Annotated in this window: 18 protein-coding genes; 3 read left to right on the top strand and 15 right to left on the bottom strand. The window is 67.8% G+C overall.

The window, feature by feature from the left end; all coding sequences use genetic code 11:
* Window positions 1-246: 246 nt before the first annotated feature.
* The 3 genes from EV653_RS11965 to EV653_RS11955 all read right to left on the bottom strand — a co-directional run bounded on the left by EV653_RS11965 (window position 247) and on the right by EV653_RS11955 (window position 4,655).
* Entirely contained in the window at window positions 247-507 is a 261-nt protein-coding gene (locus EV653_RS11965; protein ID WP_134101574.1) for a hypothetical protein, read from the bottom strand.
* A 116-nt stretch (window positions 508-623) separates the two neighbouring features.
* Window positions 624-1,931, bottom strand: coding sequence for a cation:proton antiporter (locus EV653_RS11960; protein ID WP_134101571.1), 1,308 nt, complete (start codon window positions 1,929-1,931; stop codon window positions 624-626).
* A 99-nt stretch (window positions 1,932-2,030) separates the two neighbouring features.
* On the bottom strand, window positions 2,031-4,655 hold the full coding sequence (locus EV653_RS11955) for a helix-turn-helix transcriptional regulator (RefSeq protein ID WP_238159681.1): 2,625 nt from the start codon (window positions 4,653-4,655) through the stop codon (window positions 2,031-2,033).
* A gap of 464 nt (window positions 4,656-5,119) precedes the next feature.
* On the opposite strand from EV653_RS11955, the gene EV653_RS11950 reads away from it, so the two are divergent.
* The gene (locus EV653_RS11950) at window positions 5,120-5,689 is read left to right on the top strand and encodes a hypothetical protein (protein WP_134101566.1); all 570 of its coding nucleotides are present in this window, start codon (window positions 5,120-5,122) and stop codon (window positions 5,687-5,689) included.
* Between the two features lie 125 nt (window positions 5,690-5,814).
* On the opposite strand, the gene EV653_RS11945 is transcribed toward EV653_RS11950, so the two are convergent.
* The 5 genes from EV653_RS11945 to EV653_RS11930 all read right to left on the bottom strand — a co-directional run bounded on the left by EV653_RS11945 (window position 5,815) and on the right by EV653_RS11930 (window position 9,551).
* On the bottom strand, window positions 5,815-6,264 hold the full coding sequence (locus EV653_RS11945; protein WP_202871558.1) for a DUF7144 family membrane protein: 450 nt from the start codon (window positions 6,262-6,264) through the stop codon (window positions 5,815-5,817).
* Between the two features lie 104 nt (window positions 6,265-6,368).
* Window positions 6,369-6,866 (bottom strand): hypothetical protein, encoded by a 498-nt coding sequence (locus EV653_RS11940; RefSeq protein ID WP_134101563.1) that lies wholly within the window; start codon window positions 6,864-6,866, stop codon window positions 6,369-6,371.
* Window positions 6,867-7,001: 135 nt separating this feature from the next.
* Window positions 7,002-7,826 carry a bestrophin-like domain gene (locus EV653_RS11935; RefSeq protein WP_166679366.1) on the bottom strand — a complete coding sequence of 275 codons (825 nt, stop codon included), beginning with the start codon at window positions 7,824-7,826 and terminating at the stop codon, window positions 7,002-7,004.
* A 32-nt stretch (window positions 7,827-7,858) separates the two neighbouring features.
* Complete coding sequence (locus EV653_RS41090) at window positions 7,859-9,163, bottom strand: hypothetical protein (RefSeq protein WP_166679365.1); 1,305 nt, start codon at window positions 9,161-9,163, stop codon at window positions 7,859-7,861.
* Window positions 9,164-9,251: 88 nt separating this feature from the next.
* Window positions 9,252-9,551 carry a hypothetical protein gene (locus tag EV653_RS11930; RefSeq protein ID WP_134101557.1) on the bottom strand — a complete coding sequence of 100 codons (300 nt, stop codon included), beginning with the start codon at window positions 9,549-9,551 and terminating at the stop codon, window positions 9,252-9,254.
* Window positions 9,552-9,787: 236 nt separating this feature from the next.
* Between EV653_RS11930 and EV653_RS11925 the strand changes: the two genes are divergently transcribed.
* Together EV653_RS11925 and EV653_RS11920 are read left to right on the top strand one after the other, a co-directional pair.
* On the top strand, window positions 9,788-10,288 hold the full coding sequence (locus EV653_RS11925) for a DUF1269 domain-containing protein (RefSeq protein ID WP_166679364.1): 501 nt from the start codon (window positions 9,788-9,790) through the stop codon (window positions 10,286-10,288).
* A 111-nt stretch (window positions 10,289-10,399) separates the two neighbouring features.
* Complete coding sequence (locus EV653_RS11920; RefSeq protein ID WP_134101552.1) at window positions 10,400-11,071, top strand: GAP family protein; 672 nt, start codon at window positions 10,400-10,402, stop codon at window positions 11,069-11,071.
* Here the strand turns inward: EV653_RS11920 and EV653_RS11915 are convergent.
* From EV653_RS11915 to EV653_RS11885, 7 genes are all read right to left on the bottom strand, one after another.
* Window positions 11,068-12,057 (bottom strand): HAD family hydrolase, encoded by a 990-nt coding sequence (locus EV653_RS11915; RefSeq protein WP_202871557.1) that lies wholly within the window; start codon window positions 12,055-12,057, stop codon window positions 11,068-11,070. The genes EV653_RS11920 and EV653_RS11915 overlap by 4 nt on opposite strands.
* A gap of 10 nt (window positions 12,058-12,067) precedes the next feature.
* On the bottom strand, window positions 12,068-14,422 hold the full coding sequence (locus EV653_RS11910) for an arylsulfatase (protein WP_134101549.1): 2,355 nt from the start codon (window positions 14,420-14,422) through the stop codon (window positions 12,068-12,070).
* A 140-nt stretch (window positions 14,423-14,562) separates the two neighbouring features.
* Entirely contained in the window at window positions 14,563-16,335 is a 1,773-nt protein-coding gene (locus tag EV653_RS11905) for a SulP family inorganic anion transporter (protein WP_238159680.1), read from the bottom strand.
* An 18-nt stretch (window positions 16,336-16,353) separates the two neighbouring features.
* Window positions 16,354-17,286: a polyphosphate kinase 2 family protein gene (locus tag EV653_RS11900; RefSeq protein ID WP_134101547.1), complete on the bottom strand. Its 933-nt coding sequence runs from the start codon at window positions 17,284-17,286 to the stop codon at window positions 16,354-16,356.
* A gap of 99 nt (window positions 17,287-17,385) precedes the next feature.
* The gene (locus tag EV653_RS11895) at window positions 17,386-20,172 is read right to left on the bottom strand and encodes a cation-translocating P-type ATPase (protein WP_134101544.1); all 2,787 of its coding nucleotides are present in this window, start codon (window positions 20,170-20,172) and stop codon (window positions 17,386-17,388) included.
* A 36-nt stretch (window positions 20,173-20,208) separates the two neighbouring features.
* A complete protein-coding gene (locus EV653_RS11890; protein WP_134101541.1) occupies window positions 20,209-21,942 on the bottom strand; it encodes a SulP family inorganic anion transporter in 1,734 nt (577 codons plus the stop codon).
* The gene (locus EV653_RS11885; protein ID WP_134101538.1) at window positions 21,939-23,462 is read right to left on the bottom strand and encodes a DUF2252 domain-containing protein; all 1,524 of its coding nucleotides are present in this window, start codon (window positions 23,460-23,462) and stop codon (window positions 21,939-21,941) included. The genes EV653_RS11890 and EV653_RS11885 overlap by 4 nt, the downstream gene beginning before the upstream one ends.
* Window positions 23,463-23,619: the final 157 nt, after the last annotated feature.

Genomic DNA, 23,619 nt, shown 5'->3' with positions numbered 1-23,619 from the left:
CGACCTCCGGGACCTCATCCCGGCGGGACGAGCCGGGCGGACGGGACGAGTTCGTCCACCAGGGATGAGGCAAAGTGGTCCGGGCGGTCCTAGCGTCGACAGTGCAGGCGGAGCGTGCGATCACGGACGGGGCATCGATCCGCACCCTCACCGTCGCCGGCTCTTGACGTCATCCTCTGAGGGGCGGCTGGCGCCAAGAGCCGAAACCATCCGGGGACCGCACGATCGCGCGTGTCCTGGGAGTCCTCATTCCGGCGCGAAGTCCTCGGCCTGAGGCGGATCGTCGATCGCCGCGCGGCGCGCGGCTGCGCTGTCGAGGATCTCCGCGGCCACGGTGTCGGGCGAGCGGCCGAGATATTCCGCCAGCACGAGCAGCAGCATGCGTGCCTCGGTCAGCTCGATCTGGTGTTGCTCGGCCAGTACACCGACTGCCTGCTCTCTGAGCGCGGCGGTCTCCACGCTGTCGATCAATGAAGGATCGACCTCATCGCCGGGCTCGGAGCCCATGGTTTGAAGCCTTCTGACTCTTCGCGTCGCCGCGGCATTCCCGGAACTGAACGGGACCACCGTACCCCCAAACGGTGAACCCAATCCCGGGCGGTGTTGCCGGCCGTGCCCAGCGGTCATGGCTGGTCGCTTCGGAAGGGTGTCGGAGGTTGCGGATAGTTATGGGCGGGGCGTCGTGATCGGGGGCCGGCGCTCTGGTCTTCGTCAGCCTGTTCGCCGTGGACGTAGCGGCGTCCGAGCGGGCCGGCCGTGACACCGTGGAGGACCACGCTCAAGAGCACCGTGAGCGCGACGACGGCGACGGCTCGCTCGACCACCGGGATGTCGCCGAGCTGCTCGATCGCCAGGAGCGCGAACACCACCGATGCCAGACCGCGCGGGCCGAACCATCCCATGAACACAACGGTCCTGCGGTCCAGACCCGTTCCGAGCAGCGACAGGGCGACCGGAGCCATCCGGACCACGGTCAGACTCAGTACGGCGTACGCGAGGAGCGTCAGGTCGAAGTTGTGAAGGGCGATCGGCACCAGCGCGGCTCCGAAGAGGAACCAGGCGGCGAGTGCCAGGACCTCACCGAGGAGCTCCGGTAGCTCGACGGCGGTGTCCGCGTCGACAACTTCCTGGTCCAGTGCGGCCCTGAAGGCGATGCCGGCGACGAACGCTGCGATGAAGCCGTTGCCGCTGAACGCGACGGCGAGCGCGAAGCTGCTGAGGGCGGCCGCAAGTGTGCCGAGGCGCCGTGCGCCCGTACCCATCCAATGGCGCCGGGGACCGACCGTCAGCAGCCAGGCGCTTCCTGCCCCGATCACCAGGCCGACGAGGAGACCGACGGCCAGCTCGAGCAACGCTCCGCCGCCGTGGTCGGCGGCGCCGTCGTGACTGTCTATCCCGAGTTGTCCCGCGGCGACAGCCAGCGTGAACGTGACGACAGGTGTGACGATGCCGTCGTTGAGACCGCTCTCCACATTGAGTGCGCGACGCAGGCGCAAGGGGATCCGGCGATCGTTGATCACCTGGGCACTGAGTGCAGCGTCAGTGGGCGCCAGCGTGGCGCCCACGAAGCCTGCAAGCGCCCAGGTGAAATCGTCGAAGAGCCAGGCGGCCAGCAATGAGCCCAGGATCACGGACACCGGAAGGCCGAACGCCAGCAGACGGCCAGGCAGGCGAATGTCTCGTTTCAGTCGTGACACGTTGACTCGGGCGGCATCCGAGAACAACAGCAGCGCCAGCGTCAGTTCCGCGATCCGGTGGATGGACGGCGCCTCGACGTCCACTGAGAGAAGGCCACTGTCGGGATTGCCCAGCGCGTAGCCGGCGACGGTGAACACGAGCGGGCCGGTGATGTTCAGGCGGGCCAGGAGATCCGACGTCACTGCCCAGACAAGGACGAGGAGCGCGAGGACCGCGAAGGTCGCCTCTGTCACCTCTCACCTCCGGGGGACCGGCGGACCCTTCAAGCTAATGCGGCGGGTTCTCCACGGCTTCATACCAGCAGGATGACGGTGCGAATACTGCCCTGCTCGTCAGGTCTCAGGGCGTTGGGGCAGCAGTCCCAGCTCCCATGCTCGCCGTACTGCCTCATTGCGCCGGGAGGCGCTCAGCTTGCGCAGGATGCTCCGCACGTGGCTGCGAACCGTGTTGACCGAGACGTGCATGGTGTTGGCGATCTCTTCGGTCGTCAGCAGTTCGGCGAGGTACTCCAGCACCTCGTGCTCCTTGCTGCTCAAGGTGACGGTGACGACCAGGTCGTAGCGTGTCCGCCGACTCGCTTGATCCGCCGCACCGTCGTGCTCCGGTGCCGGCGTGCGGAGCCAGGCGTGACGCCGCATCAGTTCGCCGGTCGGCTGGAGCAACTTCCGCAGTCGTGGCGGCGCGTCCGAGAACGGACGGCGGAGGTGCTCGGGCGCGGCCAGCCTCAAGGCGTGCTCCACCTGGAGGCCGCTCCTGCCGGAGTCACCGGCTCGGATCGACTCCGCGGCTTGAACCAGCCACCTGTCGACCTGCGTCGCCAGGGATGTGGCCCGCTGCCTGAGCTGGGACGGCAGGGGAGGGCCCTGCTCGCCGGTCTCGGTCGCCGCCCGCCGCAGTACCAGGATCGATTCGACCTGGGCGCGGCCAGGAGACTCCTCGATCACGGCGATTGCTTCATGTGGCAGGTGCTGGGCCACGAGAATCTTCGCCTCGTCCACCACGAGCAACTGGCCGAGCCAGTCGTCGATCCCAGCACCGTAGCTGTCGGCGGCCGCCGTCAGCTCAGCCTGGGCCAGCTCGGCGTCCCCTTCGGACCGGAGAACTCTTGCGCGGACCAAAGCCTCGAAGACGGCCAGAACTCGCGCATCGAACGTCGGTTCGGCATTCCTGGCGCGATGCACCAGGTCCCGGGCCGACGTGACGTCGGCCTGGTCGGCACTCACCCAGGCCTGGGCCACGATCGCCGACTGCGGCTCATCCAGGTGACCCTCGGACTCGGCCAGCGTGGTCGCCTGCTGCGCGAGCTCGCCGGCGCGACGCAGATGTCCCCACACCGCCTCCACCAGCGCGGCCATCCCCAAGACGTCCGCGAGGGCCTCGTGCAGACCGGCGTCGTCGGCGATCGCGATCGCCTCGGCGAACGCCTCCGAGGCTCCGCGGAGGTCCCCTCGCTGGAGGAGTGCCCGGCCTTTGCATCCGGCAACGAGTATCTTCACCTCCGGATGCAGGGCGCTCGATCCCGCCGATGCCGCGGTGACGGCCGCCTCGGCGGCGAGCGTGGCGTCCAGCGCCGGGTTGACATCCGCCTCGAGACTTGTACAGATCGCTTGCAGCACGGTGATTGCCAGATCGTCGAAGTGGGTCCGATGCGGGACATCCTGGTCCAGGCTGCTCCGGGCCTTGCCCAGTTCCGCGGCGCACAGGTCGACATCGAACTCTGCCAGCGCCCGGGCGGCCCGGACGACCGCGGCACCCGCTCCGTCCAGGTCGTCGGGAAGGTCGGCGACCAACCCTGTCAGTAGCTCACGTCGCCGGCCGACAAGTAGCTTCGCGAAGTCGAGGTCCTCCACGAGATACCGTGACGCTTCGCCCCAGTCCCCGGCCGTGATGGCGTGGCGGACCGCCGTCAACCGGGGCCCGTTCTGCGCGAACCAGCCGGCGGCGGTGCGGTGAAGCTCGGGGACCAGAGCTGGTTGCTCGAACATCAACTGCGCCCGGAGGAACTCCCGGAAGAGTGACTGGTAGCTGTAACAGTCGTCGGTCCCGGGAACCGGCTGGATGAACGCGTTGCCGTGCGACATGAACTCCAACGACCGCCGGTCGCACACGCGACCTGTCAACGCCTCGGCCAGGGCGGGCCAGAGCTTGTCGACGATGCAGGTCCGGAGCAGGAAGTCCCGCTGCATCGGGGGCTGCGCCTGCAGTACCTCGGTCATCAGGAACTCCGAGACGTTCCCGACATCGCCACGGAACCCCCGGATGGCCTGGGCGGTGTCGGCCGTTCCGGCCAGGTTCATCGCCGCGAACGCCAGGCCGGCGGGCCAGCCATCCGTCCTTGCCCAGAGTTCTGCCACCTCGGCCGGCGCCAGATCAAGATTCTCCTGCCGCATCAAACGAGCCGTCTCCTCCGCCGTGAAGGCAAGGTCGGCCGCACGAATCTCGGTCAAGGTCTCCGCCAGCCGATAACTGTAGAGCGGCAACGGTGGGTCGGTGCGGGTCAACAGGACGATCCGTATCCTTGCGGCATCGTCGCGGATGATGCGGTCGAGGCTGTCCCCGAGCTCGGGCGTGAGGTTGAGGTCGCCGCAATCGACCACGAGGACCAGCGCAGGATCTGCGGCGAGGGCGGCACCTCTGCGATGGAGACCGTCGAGTGCTGACTGCATCGAGGCCGCGGACTGTTCGTCGGCAGCGTCCACGGCGAGGTGCCTGACCGGGCCGGGCCAGGTGCCGAGGGCCTCCCACAAGAGCAGGAGCATCGTCTTTCCGAAGCCCGCGGGCGCACAGACAAGCGTCAGCGGACGTCGTACTCCCTGGCTCACCAAGTCCAGAAGACGCTGCCGTGCCACCGTCCTCGAGAGGATCGCCGACGGTCCGGCCACGGGCAGCTGCCCGTGCTCGCGAATCGGGGTCCAGCGATGTGCACGCCCCTCGTCTGCCTGCTGCCCCCCCGACATATCCCCTCCCGGCGCTTGGTACTAGGACTGTTCGACGAGACGGTGGCGGTGATTTCACCGCGGATTCCAGGTCGGGACGTCACTGAATCGTCGGATCTGCCCATGCTGCCCCAGGACCGGCGGCGGTAGCTCACCCCGCAGGGATGAGGCGTGCCCGATCGTTGCCGGGACCAGACGCACAACCGCTTGCGGTCGCAAGCCCCGGAGCCGTTCTCACCCCGGCAGGAGGAGGCCAGGACAGGTCGGTCCATGCATCCTGACGCTCTGAGCTCGGTGGCGAAAGACGCGATCGAGAACCGGGGCAAAGGACTGAGAACGTGAGCGACAGGATGCGGTCTTCCGGCGCCGATGGATCCGATCCCAGCACAGTCCGCAGTCGCGGCCGAACTGTCCGGACGTGGTGCGTCGACCTGGCCGTCACAGCCGGGCTCGTCTGTGCGATTGCCAGCTGGGGACTGGGGCGCGTGATCATCAGTGTGGTCGTCGTCGCGATGGTGACAGGAGTCGTCGCGTCGTCCACATGGGAAGGGCATGGCCGGCCCGCGGTGCTCAGGGTCGTCCGGATCACCCTCGCCATCGCGCTGATCATCCCGGCCGCCGTGGGCCTGATTGCAGTCCTCGGCTTCGCCGGCGTCTTGATCGTGGCGATACTGACGGTCACCACACCGGCTCTCACCGCGCGCATCCGGGCCCGACGGCGGGTGCAGGGGAATGGTTCTGCCGTGCGGCCGGAGCCGGCGATACTCCGCGACCCCGTGTCGTCGCCCGGTGACGATCCTGCGGCCGCCCCGGCGCGAGAGCTCAGTTCCCTCCACGACATCGAGTTGTGCCTGCTGTGGCGCCGGAGCTTCCTGCTGCTGGAGACCGCCCCGACAGCCGCAGTGCGCGTGTCCGTCGTCGAACTGCGGCAGCAGTACCTCGACGAGCTCCACCGGCGGTCTCCCGAGGGATTCGCGGCCTGGCTCGCCTCCGGCGCACGAGCATCCGGCAACCCGTTTCCGTACGTCGACGATCCCCGGCGCCGGGCAGGCTGAGTCCACGACGCAGCGGGGCCGCCCCCCGGCTGTCGGCGCGCAGTGAACCGGCCCGCTCGTGGATCGCGAGCGGGCCGGTGCCGTTTCCGGGTGGCTTCAGAGCGCTTGGCGTTCCTCACCACCCGTCACATGGTGGAATCGCGGACATCGCGTCCGTGCACGGCCAGCGCCCAGATGACGAAGATGTCGATGGCGATGATCGTCAGTGCCCAGAACGGGTAGTACGGGATGAAGGTGAAGTTGGCCAGAGCACTCAGCCCCGCCAGGATGATCCCCACCACCCGGGCCCAGGTCTGGCCCGCCATGACCGCGAAACCTGCCACCATCACCAGGATGCCGCCCAGGAGATGGATCCAGCCCCACGCGGTGGCGTCGAACTGGAACAGGTAGTTACGGGTGGCTACGTAGAACTCGTTCTCGAAGAGGGCCACCAGGCCGGCAAAAAGCTGGAAGCCTCCCGACAGGACCATCATGACGCCGGCGAACAGGATGAACCCGACTGCCCAGCCGCTGACCTCGTGTGCCTCGCCCGCGCTTTCGTAATGCGATGCTGCTGCCCCTTGTGCCACTGTCATTCACTCCCGTGATCGGACCGTTCCGCCGCAGCGGAGGATGAGACCAGGCTGGCCAATCGCCCGGGGCGCGGCATCATCCGCAGGGGACGAGCCGTAGCTCCTGGTCAGATCTGGACGCTGACCGGGAAGGTGGCGATCCAGGCGATGGTGATCACGAAGACGAGGCAGCCGATCCCGACGAGAATCCAGCGCAGGCGGCGGCCGGCGATCTTGGTGCTCATCCCGGCGAAGACCAGGACGACGGCATACAGAACGACGGTGAGCACATAGTTGCTGGCCGTCTGGAGGTCGCGGAGCACCTGGGCCGTGGCGGCGTCGGCGGCGGTGTCGAGCCGTTCGGCCTCCTGCTTCGACGCGAGCTGGTACTGCGGCATGGCGAAGGGCGTCGGCGGCGCATCCGGGTTGGTGGACGGCCGGCTCGCCATCCAGGCGTTGAACGCGGGCCGGAACTCCGCGCGGAAACGGTGGGCGTAGAAATCGGCGACATCGGCCTCACCTCGGCGATCCGCATCCGCCCAGGCGATGAAGGTGGCAACATCCACCTGGCTCTGGGACTGGGCCCGTCCTTGGGCGCGGGCAGCGTCGATCCTGATCGCGTTCATCCGGCCGGCGACCTTCGCCTGTTCGCCGTTCCACCTGGTGGCCTGGTAGCTGCTCCAGGAGGTGCCGAGCGCGCGAGCACCAGCAGGACGGTCACGAGCACCTCCTGCCGGGTGCGGCCGTGCGCGGACCGCTCGTCAGCGCCGGCTGCCGTCATCCGCACACGGAAGGGTCACGTCGAGCCCGAGCAGCTTGACCTGCGAGTCGATCAGGCCGACCGTCCGCTCCATCGCCGTCGGCTGCAGCCTGCCCACGCCTTCGCCGTGCGGATGGTCGAAGAACACGAGCAGGAACAGCAGCAGGGTGATGACCACCGTCACGCTGCCCATCAGGACGCCCTGGGTAAGCGCGCGCTCGCGTGGGTCGGCGAAGAACAGCAGGTACACGAAGATCACCACGGAGATCACCGACAGGACCAGCCACACCGGCGTCGGGATGATCCCCTCCGCCCCGTGCACCCTGTCGATGCGCGCCTGTTCGCGATCGGCGGTCTGGTCCATCCACCGGTCGTACGCCGACTGCTCGGTCGGAGTTTTCGGATCGACGGTCGAGATCGTCCGGAACATCTCCACGCCCCACGGGTTGACGGAGTTGCCCAGTGTGCCGGTGTTCAACGCATTCCACTCGACCCCGGCCACGGACCGTGCGTAGCAGCTCAGCTCACCGGTGAGCTCCGTACGGGCCTTGCCGGGCAAGAACTGTGCCGTCTGAAGCTGCTGCGCCACGATCGTCGCCTCCGACTCGGCGCCCGCTCGCGACTGGTCGTACGACGTGAACGACAAGAAGATGATGAAACCGAGCAGCACGGAGAACCCGGTGGCCAGCACGCCGAAGACACCCGAAGCGCGGTCACCGTCACTGAAGTAGCTGCCCTCGGGCGCCCGCCTGCGCACGAGAAGCATTGCAGTGACGGTGACCGCGGTCGAGACGACCATGACCACGGCGGCCCAGACGATGTTCATGTGCGCCTGCCTGCCGCCGCTCTCACAGCCGGCTAGTTCGCGGTGCCGGCGACGGCTTCGGCCGGTGGGACGGGACGGGAGGGGGTCGCTGCCCGGCCGGCGCCGACCAGGAGCTGCACGATGATCAGCAACACAGCCACGAGTGCGAGCGACCAGAACAGCCTGCCCTGCGAGATGTTGTTGCCCCAGAGCAGGACGACGGCGCCCAACAGGCCGATGACCACGCGCAACCAGCGGGCGTTGCCCGCAACCCATCGGCCGGCGGTGCCGACCGGGCCGTTGGCCAGGGCCGCGCCGATACCTTCCAAACCATCGCGGACCGCTGCGCGGACGGCGGAGCCCGACTTGTTGGGTCCCGCGAACCAGCCGATGACCATGATCGCCAGGCCCAGCCGGAAGAAGACCTGCCGGCCACGCTCGAGGTAGGACAGCAGCGTGTCGTAGAAGACCGCGCTCGCCGGGCCGAACGTCGTCCCCGACAGTGCGTCGATGAACAGCTGCCGTCCGACGGACAGCGCCAGCGCGATCAACAACGCGTTCGCCGCCAGCGCCGCCCCGATGATCACCGTCGTCCGGGGACGTCGGCGCGAGAGCACCAGAGCCAGCAGATAGAGCCCGGCCACCACCACGATCAGCCACTGCGCCACCGGGTTCGCGAACGCATAGATCGTTCGCATCTGCTTCACCTGGGGCGCTTCCACCAACACGATCTGCTTGTCGACGTCGGGGACAGGCACGTTCTTCAGGATGGTCAGGCCCCGATCGATCAGGCGTTGCTTGACCTGGTCGATGACCTGGGAGACATCGAGGACGATCTGTTCACCCTGCAGCGAGACGGCTCCGGTCTGGTCGCCCTTCAGGATGCGCTGGAGGGACTGCTGGGCGCGGGTGTTTGCCGCCGTCCAGAGGTCGGCGAACTGGTCCGACGCGAGGAACTCCCGGACCTGGCGGTCGATCAGGCTGTTGATCGCGCCCGACAGCGGCCCGACGAGTTGCTGCAAACGCGGACGGTCGGTGATGACACCGGAGAACACGTTGTTGAGGAGCGCCTCGATGTCGACCTCTTGCTGGATCGTGTCGGTGACCTTCGTGGCGATGGCGTCCTGCACCTCCGGCGAGTTCACCAGCGGGCCGACGGTGTCGACGTAGCGTGTGGTGTCGTTCAGCGTGCGTTGCCCCCAGTACGCGATCGCCGCCGGTGTGGTCAGCAATGCCGCCAGCACCAAGCAGACGATCACCGCCGCAGCACGCCCCTTCGACGGCCGCCTCGCCTCAGGCGTCCGGGCGGACTCGCTGTTTTCTGCACGACCGGACAGCGTGGGGTCTGGAACAGCCATGCCGTGCCTCCTCGCGGGTCGGGTCAGGGGATCGATCGTCTCCGCCGCGGGCGAACGGAACCTCACCCCACGCGGATGAACCTCGATGTCAGGCCTGGACGCCGCTCGGGTAGCCGGGGGCCTGGCGGCGCTGGGTCCAGCCGGCGCCCCAATGGATGACGTCGAGGATCCCGGCGAAGACGACCCAGAACCAGTCGAAGCCGTGCAGGCCGCCGCCCGTGTAGAGGATGACGTACATCAGCGTCGCGAAGGGAAGGAAGATGATGCCGAGCAACGGCCAGAACCACGAGTCGAAGGCGGCGTCCACCAGTTTGGGGCGCGCCACCCAGACGAACAACAGCCCCAGACGTGGAAAGACCCCGGCGAACAAGGCGAAGAAGCACCCCATGTCGTTCCTTTCGCGCTCCTGGTCGCCCTCCGAGGGCGACAGCCGACTTGGATCGTTGCGCGAGCGCCGAGGGTGAGCATCATCCGCGCGGGGTGAGCCGGCCCGGGAGGGCCCGCCGCCCGGCGCACCTAGTCCGCCCGGGGTGAGGCTTTCCACCCGGGGCCGACGCAATGGTGAGGGCGAGAAGTCCGTCGGACCGCGCGCGGTCGCGGTCGCCCGATCCAGAGGAGAGACCCGTGGGATCTGACAGCAAGGCACCAGTCTGTCTGTACATCGCCGCGTATTCGGACGCAGGGGCAGCACAAGGTGACTGGGACGCCATCAAGCAAGCCGCTTCGGACGATGTGATCAAGGTCGAGGGGCTCGTCCTCGTCAGCCGCGACGCCGACGGCAAGATCCACGTCGACGACGATTTCCACACGGCCAGGAAGGGTGCGATGTGGGGTGCCGTCGGGGGTGCCGTCGTCGGGCTGATCTTCCCGCCCAGCCTGCTGGCGGGGGCAGCTGTGGGTGCGGGTGCCGGACTCGGTATCGGCGGTCTGAAGTCCCACCGGGAGAAGAAGGCGATCAAGGCTGACGTCGAAGACGCTCTGCCGCCCGACAGTTCGGGCATCGTCGCGCTGTTCGAAGCGACGTGGGTCACGGATGTGGACAAGGCGCTGTCGCATGCCGCCAAGGTCACCAAGGAGGAGGTCGACGCGGACAGTGCCGAGGAGGTCAAGAAGGCCGCCTCGTAATCCGGCACGCCGACCCTCGGCCATCACCAGGAGCCTCAAGGAGCCACGAGGAGCCACCAGGAGCACCGCCATGAAGGACTACCCGCGGATCGGCGGCGAGGAGGGCACGGTATGGGCGGTGTACTCGGGGACATCCTTCCCCTCGCGCTGGGCGTCGCGATCAGCCCGATCCCCATCATCGCAGCGATCCTCATGCTGCTGTCGCCGAACGCGACCGCCACCGGCGTCGCGTTCCTCGGCGGCTGGATCGCCGGGATCGTGGTGGCGATCGTCGCCTTCACCTTGCTGTCCACTGTCCTGCCCGAGGACGATCCGGACGCGTCGCATCCGATCCAGGGCACGATCCGGATCGTCCTGGGCGTGCTTCTGATCGTGTTGGCCGCCGCCCAGTGGCGGGACCGTCCACGCGGTCACGCGGCGCCCGAGTTGCCGAAATGGATGTCGGCCATCGACACCCTGACCCCGGTCAAGGGCATCGGCCTCGGTCTGCTGCTGTCCGCGCTGAACCCCAAGAACCTCATCATGGCCGCCGGGGCAGGCATCGCGATCGGGGCCGGCGGCCTCAGCGCTAGCCAGACCGTCGTCGTCATCGTCGTCTACACGGCGATCGCCGCGGCTACCGTCGCGGTGCCTGTCATCGCCTACCTCGCCGCCGCCGACCGGATGGCCCAGCCGCTCGAGAATCTGCGCGAACGGCTGGTCCGGGACAACAAGGTCGTGATGGCGGTCCTTCTCCTCGTCATCGGTGTGGTCATGATCGGCAAGGGGATCGGAAGCTTCTAGCCGCCGCGGACAGAGCCTCGGCTTTCGTCGGCGAAGATCGTTGCCCAGTCGTTCTTCATGCTGACCACCGTCCAGTCCTGGGCGCGGGCCCGCTCGATCGACGTCTCGGCCCCGGCGGTGTAGCTGAACTCGCGGTCTGCGTCGTCGTGCAGGATCAGCAACCGCAGGCCCGGGCGGGACGGACGGCCGGCGTACCCGAGCATCGGGATGTCGCCGTTGGAGTTGCCGGCGGCAACGACCGGTCGCCGGCCGATCCGGCTCCAGATGCGTACCGGCTTCATCGGGCCGTCGTCGAAGCCGTCCAGCTTCGCCTGGTAGACGACCGAGCCGCCGGTGTCGTCACCGCGGTACCGGAGCCCGGCCGAGGTGCCGATGATGCGCTCGGCGGGGATGCCGTACACCTCCTCGGTGATCGGTCGCATGAAGTCGCGGTCGCCTCCGGACGCGATGTAGGTCGTGAACCCGTGGGCCTCCAGGTAGCGCAACAGTTCGACCATCGGGAGGTAGGTGCACTCCCGGAGCAGCCGTCCGAAGGTCGGGTGGCGCGTCGTCCGGAGGAAGCGCTCGGCAATCTCTGCGTAGGTCTCGACGCTCATGTCGGCGAACGCCTGGAGGATGCCGTCCAGGAGCACCGTCAGCTCACTGTCGTCGCCCTGGTAGTGCTTGGTGATCACATGCCCGAGCCAGGCGTAGTCCTGGTCCCGGGCGGCCTGCCACGGCTGATGTGCGCGAAGACCTGGATCCTGTTCGGCTCTCTCCGCGAGCTGCTGCAGGATGAACCCGAGTTCGACCGGCATCGGCTTCTCGCACCACAGCGTCCCGTCGTTGTCGAACACAGCGATCCGCTCGGAGGGCGGGACGTACTGCGCTCCGCCCTCCTGCACCGCTCGGTCGACGTAGTCCACGATCGCCTGCCGGGCCGGGGTGTCCTGCCAGGACGTCAGCAGGGCATCCGGCCGCACAGCTCCCTTGTAATCCGTCGTCACAGCCGATCTCCTACTCGCGCATCAGCATCAGGGCGGCTTCACGTTCGAGGTCGAGGTATGGCTCGCCGCTGACGTCGACGGCCACCCGGTTGATCGTGCCGCCGGTGAAGTGGTGCGGCGGCTCGCCCGGGTAGTCGTCGGTGATCGGCTCGCCGTTGTGCCTGCCGACGTACAGACCCGCGCCGGCGATGGCGAAAGCTCCGAGCTGGGTCTTGATGCTGCCCTCGCCGACCTTCTCGTCCCCGTGGTAGAGCGAGAGGGTGCCGGTCGCGCCGTCGCGTTGCATCCCTTGTTTCTCGAACGCGGCCGACAGGAGCAAGTTCGTGCCGGTGGGAATGTCCTTCGTTCCGACAACCTGCTGCTCGACCGCACCGACGAAGCTGTTCACGTAGTGCAGCCGGTTGTTCTTCACGTACAGCGCGTGGCCGCCGAACCTGGCGCCCATGGCGAACAGAACGCCTTCGGCCCCCGGGGCGGGAATGTCGACCAGCGCGCCGATCGCGAACGACCGGTTCCGGGTGTTGACCGCCTGCCACTCCGAGACCGGGGCCGTGTCCGGGTAGTACACGTAGCGGTTCTTGGCCGCCGTGAGCTGGGGCCGCGCGGTGCCGAGGATCTCCACCGCGGAGCGGTCGTCGAGCGGGAAGGCGTTGTTCGCGCCGGCCTCGGCGTACCAGCCGTTCACCAGTTCGCGCAGTTTGTCCGGTTCCGCTGCCGCGAGGTTCTTGGTCTCCGACCGGTCGGTCTCGACGTGGTAGAGCTCCCACTCGTCGGCGTTGAAGTCGCCCCAGCCGGCGATGGTCGGGTGGGTGGTGACCGCCTTCCAACCCTCGTGGTAGATCGCGCGGGATCCCAGCATCGAGTAGAACTGGGTCCGCCGTCCGGAGTCGGCGCTCGCGTCGTCCATGCTGGCCCGCATGCTCATCCCGTCGATGTCGGACTGGGTGTGTCCCTTGATCGTGTCCGGGGCTTCGACGCCCAGGACGTCGAGGATCGTCGGGACGATGTCGATCGCGTGGTGGTACTGGTGGCGGAGCTCGCCACGCGCCGGAGCACCCGCCGGCCACGAGATGATGCACGGGTCCGCGGTGCCACCGGTGAACTCGTAGCGCTTCCACATCTTGAACGGGGTGTTGAAGGCCATCGCCCAGCCGTTCGGGTAGTGGTTGTAGGTCTTCGTGCCACCCAGGTCGTCGAGCTTGGCCAGGTTCTCCGCCAGATCGTCCTCGATCCCATTGGCGAACTTCATCTCGTTGACCGAGCCGTTGGGGCCGCCTTCGCCGCTCGCACCGTTGTCGGACACGACCACGACCATGGTGTTCTCGAGCTGATCGGTCTGCTCGAGGTACCCGAGCAACCGGCCGATGTGGTCGTCGGCGTGGGCGAGGAATCCGGCGTACACCTCGGCCATCCTGGCGAAGAGGCGTCGCTCGTCGGCGTTCAGCGAGTCCCACGGACGGGTGTAGTCCAGCGCCGGGAACGGTTGGTGGTCCGGGCCGCTGCGCGATTCGGGGGTGCCGATCGGGTTCACCGGAGGCAGTTCGGTGTCGTCCGGCACCAGACCGAGCTTCTTCTGGCGGGCCAGGGTCTCTTCCCGCATCGCCTCGTACCCCTGGTCGAAGCGGCCGGCGAACTTGTCGATCCACTCCTTCGGCGCGTGGTGCGGCGCGTGACAGGCACCGGGTGCGTAGTACAGGAAGAACGGCTTCTCCGGAGCGATCGCCTTGGCGTCCTTGATGAACTCGATCGCCTTGTCGGTGATGTCGTCGGTGAGGTGGTAGCCCTGTTCGGGTGAGCGCGGCTGCTCGACCGGGTGGTTGTCGTAGACCAGGTCGGGATACCACTGGTTCGTCTCGGCGCCCAGGAAGCCGTACCACCGTTCGAAGCCCCGGCCCGTCGGCCAGTTGCGGCGCGTCGACGCGAGGTTCATCTCGTCGGTCGGGCACAGGTGCCACTTGCCCACCATGTAGGTGTTCCAGCCACGCTCGCCGAGGATCTCCGGCAGCATCCCGTTCTCCGGCGGGATCGTGCCGCTCGCGTTCGGGAACCCGATCGCGGCCTCGGTGATGCAGGCCATGCTGTTGCGCGTGTGATTGCGGCCGGTCAGCAGACTCGAGCGGGTCGGTGAACACAACGCGGTCGTGTGCCATTGCGTGAACCGCACCCCGCGCGCCGCGATCGCGTCGATGTTGGGCGTTTCGATCGGTCCGCCGTAGCAGCTCATGGCCGAGTAGCCGACGTCGTCCAGCACGATGTAGACGACGTTCGGCGAGCCGTCCGGCGCCTTCGGCGGCTCGAACGGCGACCAATCCGGTACGGAGTCACGAATATCGACATTGATCACTCCGTTGAACTGCGCAGGCATGACGTCGTCCCCTCGTTGCTGGTTGCTGCTGGCACGCTCACCGGCATCGGCGAACTGACAGCAGAAGATGTCTGTCCAGCCTTGATCCAGGCCGCTCCCGGGTCGTCACCCCCGACGGATGAACCGGCTCGCAGGTCGGCTTACCGACGGGATCCCTCGCCGCCGGGCCCCGGCTGAGGAGTGCGCCAGGTGGCGCCTGTCTGCCGGATGTACTCCGCGACCGCCGCGTCGAGCGTCGGCAGGAAGTGCGCAGGGTTGATCGTGCGGGTGAGCTCGTACCGCTCGATCTTCGAGCGGACCGGGTCCTTCATCTCCGCGAAGACCAGGGACACGCCGCGCTCGTTGAGCCAGGCGTCCAGCTCCTGCAGCATGTCGGAGGCCGTGGTGTCGACGTCGGTGATCGGCTCCGCGGCAACGATGATCCACCGGACCTCGGGATCGCCCGTGGCGATCTCCCGCACCTTCTCACCGAACATCCGCGCGTTCGCGAAGATCAGGGGTGCGTCGAAACGGTAGACGACCAGACCGCGGAGGAGTTCGGCGCCGGGATAGCTCTTGGTGTCGTGCAGCCCGGCGATTCCCGCCACCCGGCCGAGCTCGGCCTGGTGCGGCCACCAGGCGCGGCGGAAGACGTTCAGGATGGACAGGCCGACGGCGATGAGAATGCCGGGCAGCACGCCCAGCAGGGCCACGCCGAGCAGCGCGATGATCGACAGCCCGAACTCGGTCCGCCGCTGATGCCACAGCCGGCGCGTGCCGGCGATATCGGCGAGCGACAGCGCGGCGGCGATGACGATCGCGCCCAGGGTCGGCTGCGGTACGTACTGCATCAGGGAGGTGGCGACGACCAGGACCACGGTGATCGTGGCGGCGCCGACGATGCCGGTCACCTGGGACCGGGAACCGGCCTGCTCGGCGACGGCCGTGCGGGACCCGCTGGTGCTGACCGGGAAGCCCTGGAAGAACCCGGCCGCGATGTTGGCGGCGCCGATGCCGACCATCTCCTGGTTCCCGCGGACCTGGTCGCCCCTGCGAGCAGCGAACGCCGATGCTGTCGACATCGTGTCGGCGAGCGCGACGACGGCGATGGCCAGCGCGCCGACGAACAGCGGCGGCAGGTCGCCCCAGCCGACCCCCGGAACGGTGAACGGCGGGAAGCCCTGGGGGAGCTTGCCGACCGTGTCGACGTCGTGGGACTGCAGGTCGAACGCGCTGACCACGATGGAGGCGAGCACCACGATGATCAGGACGCTGGGCAGCTTGGGCAGCAACCGGTTCAGCAGCAGGATGCCGACGAGCGAACCCACCCCGAGGACTGCGGCCGTCGCGTTGGCTTTGCCGTCGGCGAGCCCCGACAGGAACGCGTGTGCCTCGGCCAGCAGCCCGTCGGCGTCGACCTTGAACCCGAACAGCTTGGCCAATTGACCGATCACGATGGTCAGCGCGAGCCCGTTCATGTAGCCGATCTGGGTCGGCTTCGACAGCAGGTCCGCGACGAACCCGAACCGGGCCAGCCCGGCGATCGTCATCACCACGCCGACCATGATCGCCAGCATCGACGCGAGCGCGACGGCTCGGGCAGGGTCACCGTTGGCCAGCAGGAGCGGCGCTATCGTCGCCGCGATCATCGGGCCCAGCGACGAGTCGGGGCCGAGGACCAGGACTCTGGACGGCCCGAAGACGGCGTACCCGAGCAGGCACAGGATCGAGGTATAGAGGCCGGTCACCGGCGGCAGTCCGGCGAGCTCGGCGTACGCCATCCCTTGCGGTACCAGCAGCGCGGACAGGACCAGGCCGGCAACGATGTCCTTGGGCAGCCACGCCCGCTGGTACGACCGGGCCACGGCCGCACCGGGCACGTACTTCTGCCACGAAGGCGGATGGATCGCCGGATGGTCGCCGTCGTGAGCCACCGTCGTCCTCTCCTCGGTCTACGCGTCGTGTTCGAACGGATCGGCCGGCGCGCCCGCCGGGGCCTGTGCCTCGAGGTCGCGCTTGATCTCCTGCAGCGCTGCGCGGGCCTTCTTCCCGACCGTGGGATAGCGCGGATCGATCTCGATCAAGGTGTTCGCGATCACGGCGCCCGCGGCGATCCGCCCGTACCACTTGCGGTCGGCGGGAATCACGTACCAGGGCGCCCAGTCGGTGCTGGTCCTGGACAGCATCGTCGAGAACGCGCGCTGGTAGTCGTCCCAGTAGTCGCGCTCGCGGATGTCGGCCGCGGAGAACTTCCAGTTCTTGTCGCGCAGGTCGATCCGGCGCAGGAAGCGGCTGCGCTGCTCCTCCTTGGACAGGTTCAGGAAGAGCTTCACGATCTTGATGCCGTTGTCGTTGAGGGTCCGTTCCCACTCGTTGATCTCGCGATAGCGCCGTTTCCACAGCCCTTTGCGGGAGCCGGGCGGGAGTTTCTGACGGCCGAGGAGTTCCTCGTGCACGCGGACGACCAGTACTTCCTCGTAATGCGATCGGTTGAAGATGCCGATCTGACCGCGAGCCGGTAGGCGCAACCCGTAGCGCCAGAGATAGTCGTGATCCAGCTCCTCGCTGGAGGGCACCTTGAAACTGCTCACGGCCACACCCTGCGGATTCACTCCGGTCATGACGTGGCGGATGGTGCCGTCCTTGCCCGCGGCATCGAGTGCCTGCAGCACCACCAGCACACCGTGGGTGTGCTGCGCGTACAGCCGGGACTGGTACTCGGCCAGGAGCTCGATGCCCTGGTTCAGCAGCTTGCGGCCGCGCTTCTTGGAACCGATCGTGCCCCTGAAGTCCGGCTCGAAGTCCTTGGCCAGGTCGACCTTCGAGCCCGGCTCGACCCGGAACGGCTCGATGAAGTCGGCGATCCGCTGCTCGCGAGATGTCATGCGTTGTCTCCTGCCTTCGCACTCACCGGCCGACACCAGTCGACCGCCGGACCGAACCTTGTGCATCACCCCGTGCGGACGAGCCGTGACGCCGGGGACCTAGGCTCCGGGCGCGCTCCGGGCACGAGCCGGCGCCACGGCGTGCTCCGTCCCGAGCGCCGTACGATGCGTCTGCCTGCGCCTCCTGACCACCTTGTCCAGCTCGACGACGATCGGGAGGAGCGCGGCCAGGCCGACGCAGGTGAGCCACTGTCGCGGCGACAGCGAGACCGTGAGCAGCCCACTCTGGAGCGTCGGGAGCTGGGTCGCCAGGAAGAGCAGGACGACGGGGATCAGGCCGATCGCCAGGGCCTTCACGATCGGTGCTGTCACGCCGCTGGTCGGGTCGCGACGGTTCACCACGGCGTTGAACGTGGTCCCCAGCCCCATCACCACGAACGTCATCGTCATCGACACGGTGCCGTGCGTCGTACTCGGCTCGTCCGGCCCCGCGACCAGCGGCAGCAGGGTGGCGACGAACAGCACCAGGGCATAGCAGATCCACCTGATCACGGCGCTCCGGTTCGTGATCGGTACGCCGGCGTCGCGCGGTGGACGATGCATGACGTCGGGATCACCGGGGTCGACGGCGATGATCACGACACCGACGGCGGTGGCGAAGAACAACAGGAACAGCACCATCGGCGGAGTCATCGCGACCCCGTCGTTGATATCGAACACGGTGGCGGCGAGGAAGAGGAAGACCAGCGACAGCAGTTGCGTCATCTGGTAGCGCACGTACGAGACGACCTTGTCGTAGATGCGCCGCCCGATCTCCACTGCGTGGACGAGGGTGCCGAAGTTGTCGTCGGTGAGCACCATCCGCGCGGCCTGCTTGGTGACCTCGCTGCCGCTTCCCATCGCCACCCCGATGTCGGCCTGTTTGAGGGCAGCCGCATCGTTGACCGCGTCGCCGGTCATCGCCACGATCATGCCCTGCTCCTGCATGACCCGGGCGAGCCGCAGCTTGTCCTGAGGGGTGACCCGTCCGAACACATGCAATGCGGGCATCTGGTCCTTGAGCTGCTCGTCGGTGAGCGCCACCAGCTCCGTGCCGCTGATCGCTCCCGGACCGAGGCCCAGCTCCGCGCCGATCGCCTGAGCCGTGACCACATGGTCACCGGTGATCATGCGTACGTCGATGCCGGCGGTGAGCGCCGTACCGACCGCGCTCCTGGCCTCCGCACGCAGCGGGTCGATGATTCCCGCCAGCCCGACGAACGACAGCCCCTGGGTCAAGGACATCGGATCGTCGGTCATCGTCGTCAGCTCGTGGTCGGCGACAAGGCGGGCCGCGAACGCGAGGATGCGCAGACCCTTGCGGCCCATCCGTTCGTTGGCCGCCGCGATGCCGGCCTGCGAGTCCGCGATCGGGACCTGCGAGCCGCTGAGTGGTCCGCCCGCCTGGCTGCAGCGCGCGAGGACGACGTCCGGTGCGCCCTTGATCAGCTCGATGACCTGCTCGACGCCGTCGACGGTCACCCGGTGGAACGTCGCCATGAACTTGTACTCGGAATCGAACGGGACCTCCGACAGCCGCGGGTAGCTGCGCCGTGTCTCGTCCGCGTCGATGCCGAGCTTCGCGGCCAGCACCACCAGCGCCGCCTCGGTGGGGTCGCCGATCACCGACCCGTCGTCGCCGACGACCGCGTCGCTGTCGAGGGCCAGCCCGAGACCGAGCCGGGTGAAGTCGGGCACCGGGCCGCCTGCCACCGAACGGATCGCGCCGCTGGTGCGGTATCCCTCTCCGCCGACGGTGAACCACGTCCCGTTCACGTACAACGTCGAGACCATCATCTGGTTCAACGTGAGCGTCCCGGTCTTGTCGGTGTTGATCACGCTGGTCGCGCCGAGAGTCTCGACGTCGGTGAGGTTCTTCACCACGGCTTTCGCCTCGGCCAGCTGCTTCGCACCGAGCGAGAGCAGGCCCGAGACGAACGCCGGCATGCCGGTCGGTATCGCCGAGATGGCCATCGCGGTGCCGAGCAGCAGCAGGTCCTTGGCCGGCGTCCCACGGATCAGGCCGACGACCACGATCAACGCAACCGAGCCCCAGGCAACGAGTCCGAGAACCTTCGTCAGCGAGTCGAGCTCGCGCTGGAGCGGTGACCGGGTGCGCGTCACCGAGGTCAGCATCGTCGCGATCCGGCCCATCTGCGTCTGCATTCCGGTCGCGGTGACGACGATCGTGCCGGTGCCCCGGGTCACGGAGGTGCTCTGGAACAACATGTTGGTCCGGTCGCCCAGGCCGACGTCGGACGAGGCGAGCGCCGCGGTGCCCTTGGCGATCGGCGCACTCTCTCCGGTCAGCGCTGCCTCCTGCGCTTCGAGCGTCGCGGACCGGACGATGCGACCGTCCGCGGGCACGATGTCGCCCGCCTCGACCTGCACGATGTCACCCGGAACCACCTGTGTGGCCGCGATCATCGCCACGTCGCCGTCACGGACCACCCGCGCCTGCGGTACCTGCAGGTTCGACAGCGCATCGACGCTCGCCCGTGCCGTCAGCTCCTGACGGGTGCCCAGTCCTACGTTCAGCAGGATGAGCAGGGCAACGATGATGCCGGTCGAGAATTCCCCGATCACCAGGCTGACGACCACGACGGCGACCAGCATGAGGTTCATCGGATCGCGGAGCTGCTGAGCGGCGACGACCCAGAGCGAGGGCGGCTTCTCCGCGGCGATCTGGTTCGGACCGTACGTCGAGAGCCGGCTCGTCGCCTCGGCTCCGGCAAGCCCCGCATCGGCATCGGAACCGGCCGCGGCAACCACGGCCTCGGCCGCCAGGGCGTACGGCTCCGGGTCGACGCCGGTCGCTGAAGACGCTGCCATGCCGATCTCGCTCATGAGTCTCTTCTCCTCTGCAGGGACAATCACGGCGCACTACGGGGCGGGGTCCGCCGGCCCCCGAGCCGTCACAGGCATCGCAGCCGGGTCAGCCCGGTAGGCGCGGAAGGCGTCCGCAAGGGTCGGGAAGATGTTGTCCTCGCCGATCGCGTCCAGCGTCTGGTACGCGCGGAGCGTCGCAAGCAGTTGGGTATCGGGCCGGGCGAGCACGAAGCGGGCTTTGTGAGCCTGGCAGTACGTGACGAGGCTGGCCAGGGTCACGCCGGCCGAGTAGTCGATGTCGTCGATCGCGCCGCAGTCCAGCACAACCCAGCGGACGGGGTCAGGAGCGCCGGAGATCACTGCCTCGAGATCGTCGGCGAAGCGGTTGGCGTTGGCGTAGAAGAGTTCCGCGTCGTACCGGAACACGACGAGGCCGGGCAGGCTCTGCGCCCCTGGCACTGCCGGCTGATAGGTCGGTTCGCCGGCCTGGTTCTGACTGATGACGTAGTCGCCCGGTGAGTACTGCCGCCGGACGAGGTCGAGCAGCGAGAGCAGGACGGCGAGGATGATTCCCTGCTCGACGCCCACGGCGAAGACCGTGATCGTCGTGATGAGAGCCACCACGAACTCGTTCCGGCGTCGCATCCACAGCCGCCGGAAGCCGGGCACGTCGATCAGGCTGACGCCGATGAGGAAGACGATCCCGGCGAGCACCGCCGTGGGCATGTCCGCCAGTAGCCCGGTGAAGAACAGTGTGAACAGCAGCGCGACCGCCGCCATCGTCAGGTTGGCGAGCTGGGTGCGCCCTTTCTGCTCGTCGAGGATCTGTGTCTTGGTCGGGCTGCCGTTGACCACGAACGTGCCGCTGAGGCCGGCGGCAAGGCTGGCCCCGCTGAGCCCCACGATGTCCCGGTTGATGTCGACCGCATCTCCGTGCTTGAACGCGAAACTGCGGGAGGTGGCAGCGCTCTGGGCGATGATCAGCACGGCGCAGGACACGGCGGTCGGCAGCACCTTGGGTACGTCCGACCACGAGATTCCCGACGGCAGGCCGAGCGGTGGGAAGCCGCCCTGGACGGCGCCCACCACGGCCACGCCGTGCGCGTGCGCGTCGGTCAGGGCGGAGATGGCGGTCAGCAGGATGACGGCGACGATCGCCCCCGGGACGACCGGGAGGAAGCGCTTGAACATCTGGATGATCACGATCGTGCTCAGGCCGAAGGCGAAAGTACCGAGCTGGATCGACGACAGGGAGGTGATCCAGTGCCACTGCTGCTCGAACCAGCCGCCGTTGCCCTTCGGGATGCCCAGCAGGTCGGGGATCTGCCCCGACAGCACCTGGATGCCGACACCGGTGAGGAACCCGATCAGTACGGACGCGCTGAGGAAGTCCCCGACGAAGCCCAGTCGCAGCAGCCGCGCCACGATCAGCAGCACCCCGCAGACGAGCGCCGTCAGGCTCGTGAAGGCAAGCCAGTCGGACGATCCGGGGGTCACCCCGGCGATACCGAGACCGGTCAGTCCCGCGGCGAGCACCGCGGCGGTGGCCGAGTCCGCGCCGACGACGAGCAGCCGCGAGGAGCCGAGCAGGGCGAAGACAAGAGTGGGGAAGATGATCGTGTACAACCCGGTGACGATCGGCGTACCGGCGATCGACGTGTAGCCCATCACCTCGGGGATCGCCACTGCCCCCAGCGTCAGGCCGGCGATGATGTCGCGAGTCAGCCAGGTCCGCTGGTAGCCCCGCAACGCTGCGGGTACCAGCTGCCTGCGTCGCCCCGAGGTCATACTTGCTGGATGGCTTCGATCCGGTGCGTCCGGATCGCATTGGTGAACTCCGCGAAGTCCTGCTCGTTCTGGGCGGCGTACCGCTCGGAGAAGTCGGTGATCGACATGTCGAAGGCATCGTCGTCGCCGAGATAGGCAGCGATGGACACCGCGTCACCCGATCGTGCGTGCGCACGGGCCAGGGTCCATCCGCAGATGCGGGCGTAGAAGTCCAGGGTGCCGGGCGCCATCAGCTCCACGAGCGCAGAGCCCTTCATATCGCGCAGCTGGCGCCAGTAGTAGTAGCGGTCGGCCTGCACGCCTTTGGACCAGCCGAGGAAGATGTCGCTGCTGGCCTGCATCAATCGCTGGCCCTGGACGACCCGCTCGCCCGGTTGGCTGAACGCACTCTTGCGCAAGGGTCCTTCGAGCACCGACCTGGTGGCTTCCTTGACCTGGAGGAACAGCGGATCGCCGCGGTCACGGCCCTGCAGCAAGACGATGAACGCCCTGGTTCCGACACTGCCGACGCCGACGACTTTCCGGGCCCAGTCGATGATCTCGAAGCGCTCCAGCAGTTGCCGGACGTCGGGCCGGAGGGTTGAACGGTAATCGTGGAACAGGTCGAAGACGACGTCCTCGAGCTCTCCGGGCTTGATGCCGTACGCCATGTGGAGGTCGCGGGCGGGGACGATCACCGGCGGGACGCTGACGATGCGGTAGCGGCCGTCGACCTCTTCGCCGAGCTTGGTCAGCGCCTGGTCGCTGTTACGGGAGTGCGCTTTCTGGGCGTTCTTCTCGAACCGTTTCGTCGCCTCTTTCCGCTGCTTGGCCGTCATGCTGATCGTGCCGTCGGTGCTGCCGTTGTGCTTGCCCTTGTCCTTGCCCTTGTCCTTGTCCTTGTCTTTGCCCTTGTGCTTGCCCTTGCCCTTGGACTCGGTTTCGGACAGGAAGGCGGCGACCGATTCCTTGATCTGTTCCTCGGAGGTGTGGGCGTACCACACGTCGAGAGTCTTCATCGAGGCGAAGTCGGCCATCGCCTCCCGGTAGGACGTGACCGCGGTCTTCGTGATCGCGCGGGCGTCCGACTTCGAGCACCCGTTGTTGAAGGCGGCCACCGTGAGGCTCGCTGCCAGGCGTTTGACGTCGTACTCGAACGGGCCCGGGAGGGTCTCGTCGAAGTCGTTGATGTCGAACACCATCGTTCGCTCCGGCGAGGCGTAGGCGCCGAAGTTCGACAGGTGCGCGTCACCACACAGCTGGACCTCGAGACCGGAGGTCGGCGTCTCGGCAAGGTCAACAGCCATGATCTTGGCGGCACCGCGGTAGAACGTGAACGGTGATGCCATCATCCGGCCGTGCCGGACCGGGACCAGGTCCGCGTCCCGCCGGGCGTTCTGCTCCTCGATCAGCGCGACCGGGTCCGGCCGGTCGGGGGCGGGCGTCCATCCGGTGTGACTGTCCGGATTGGCTCGTGCGCGCGCCGCCAGACCGCGTGCGCTGCGCTCGTCCAGAGTCAGGTGTTCAACAGTCGTCGACATGGTCGGCCGCCCTTCTCGCCGTCGCCGGCCCGGCTCGTCGGACGAGCCCGGTCCCTACAGTGCGATCCGCGTATTCCGCCGACGATTCAGCAGAACCCGGGGTCGCCGCATCACCCCTCAGGGAGGATCAGATCCGCGATCGGCTTGCCGGGGCGGT

It is taken from the genome of Kribbella pratensis (assembly GCF_004365355.1).
Lineage (GTDB): Bacteria > Actinomycetota > Actinomycetes > Propionibacteriales > Kribbellaceae > Kribbella.
The sequence above is the reverse complement of the archived record's forward strand: the minus strand, read 5'-3'. Positions and strand labels throughout refer to the sequence as shown.

Excerpts from the sequence above, each read along its gene's own strand:
- EV653_RS11890 (WP_134101541.1), bottom strand. The coding sequence starts at position 21,942 with ATGACCTCGGGGCGACGCAGGCAGCTGGTACCCGCAGCGTTGCGGGGC.
- EV653_RS11920 (WP_134101552.1), top strand. The coding sequence starts at position 10,400 with ATGGGCGGTGTACTCGGGGACATCCTTCCCCTCGCGCTGGGCGTCGCG.
- EV653_RS11935 (WP_166679366.1), bottom strand. The coding sequence starts at position 7,826 with ATGAACATCGTCTGGGCCGCCGTGGTCATGGTCGTCTCGACCGCGGTC.
- EV653_RS11955 (WP_238159681.1), bottom strand. The coding sequence starts at position 4,655 with ATGTCGGGGGGGCAGCAGGCAGACGAGGGGCGTGCACATCGCTGGACC.
- EV653_RS11900 (WP_134101547.1), bottom strand. The coding sequence starts at position 17,286 with ATGACATCTCGCGAGCAGCGGATCGCCGACTTCATCGAGCCGTTCCGG.
- EV653_RS11945 (WP_202871558.1), bottom strand. The coding sequence starts at position 6,264 with ATGACAGTGGCACAAGGGGCAGCAGCATCGCATTACGAAAGCGCGGGC.
- EV653_RS11965 (WP_134101574.1), bottom strand. The coding sequence starts at position 507 with ATGGGCTCCGAGCCCGGCGATGAGGTCGATCCTTCATTGATCGACAGC.
- EV653_RS11930 (WP_134101557.1), bottom strand. The coding sequence starts at position 9,551 with ATGGGGTGCTTCTTCGCCTTGTTCGCCGGGGTCTTTCCACGTCTGGGG.
- EV653_RS41090 (WP_166679365.1), bottom strand. The coding sequence starts at position 9,163 with ATGGCTGTTCCAGACCCCACGCTGTCCGGTCGTGCAGAAAACAGCGAG.
- EV653_RS11885 (WP_134101538.1), bottom strand. The coding sequence starts at position 23,462 with ATGTCGACGACTGTTGAACACCTGACTCTGGACGAGCGCAGCGCACGC.
- EV653_RS11940 (WP_134101563.1), bottom strand. The coding sequence starts at position 6,866 with ATGAACGCGATCAGGATCGACGCTGCCCGCGCCCAAGGACGGGCCCAG.
- EV653_RS11910 (WP_134101549.1), bottom strand. The coding sequence starts at position 14,422 with ATGCCTGCGCAGTTCAACGGAGTGATCAATGTCGATATTCGTGACTCC.
- EV653_RS11895 (WP_134101544.1), bottom strand. The coding sequence starts at position 20,172 with ATGAGCGAGATCGGCATGGCAGCGTCTTCAGCGACCGGCGTCGACCCG.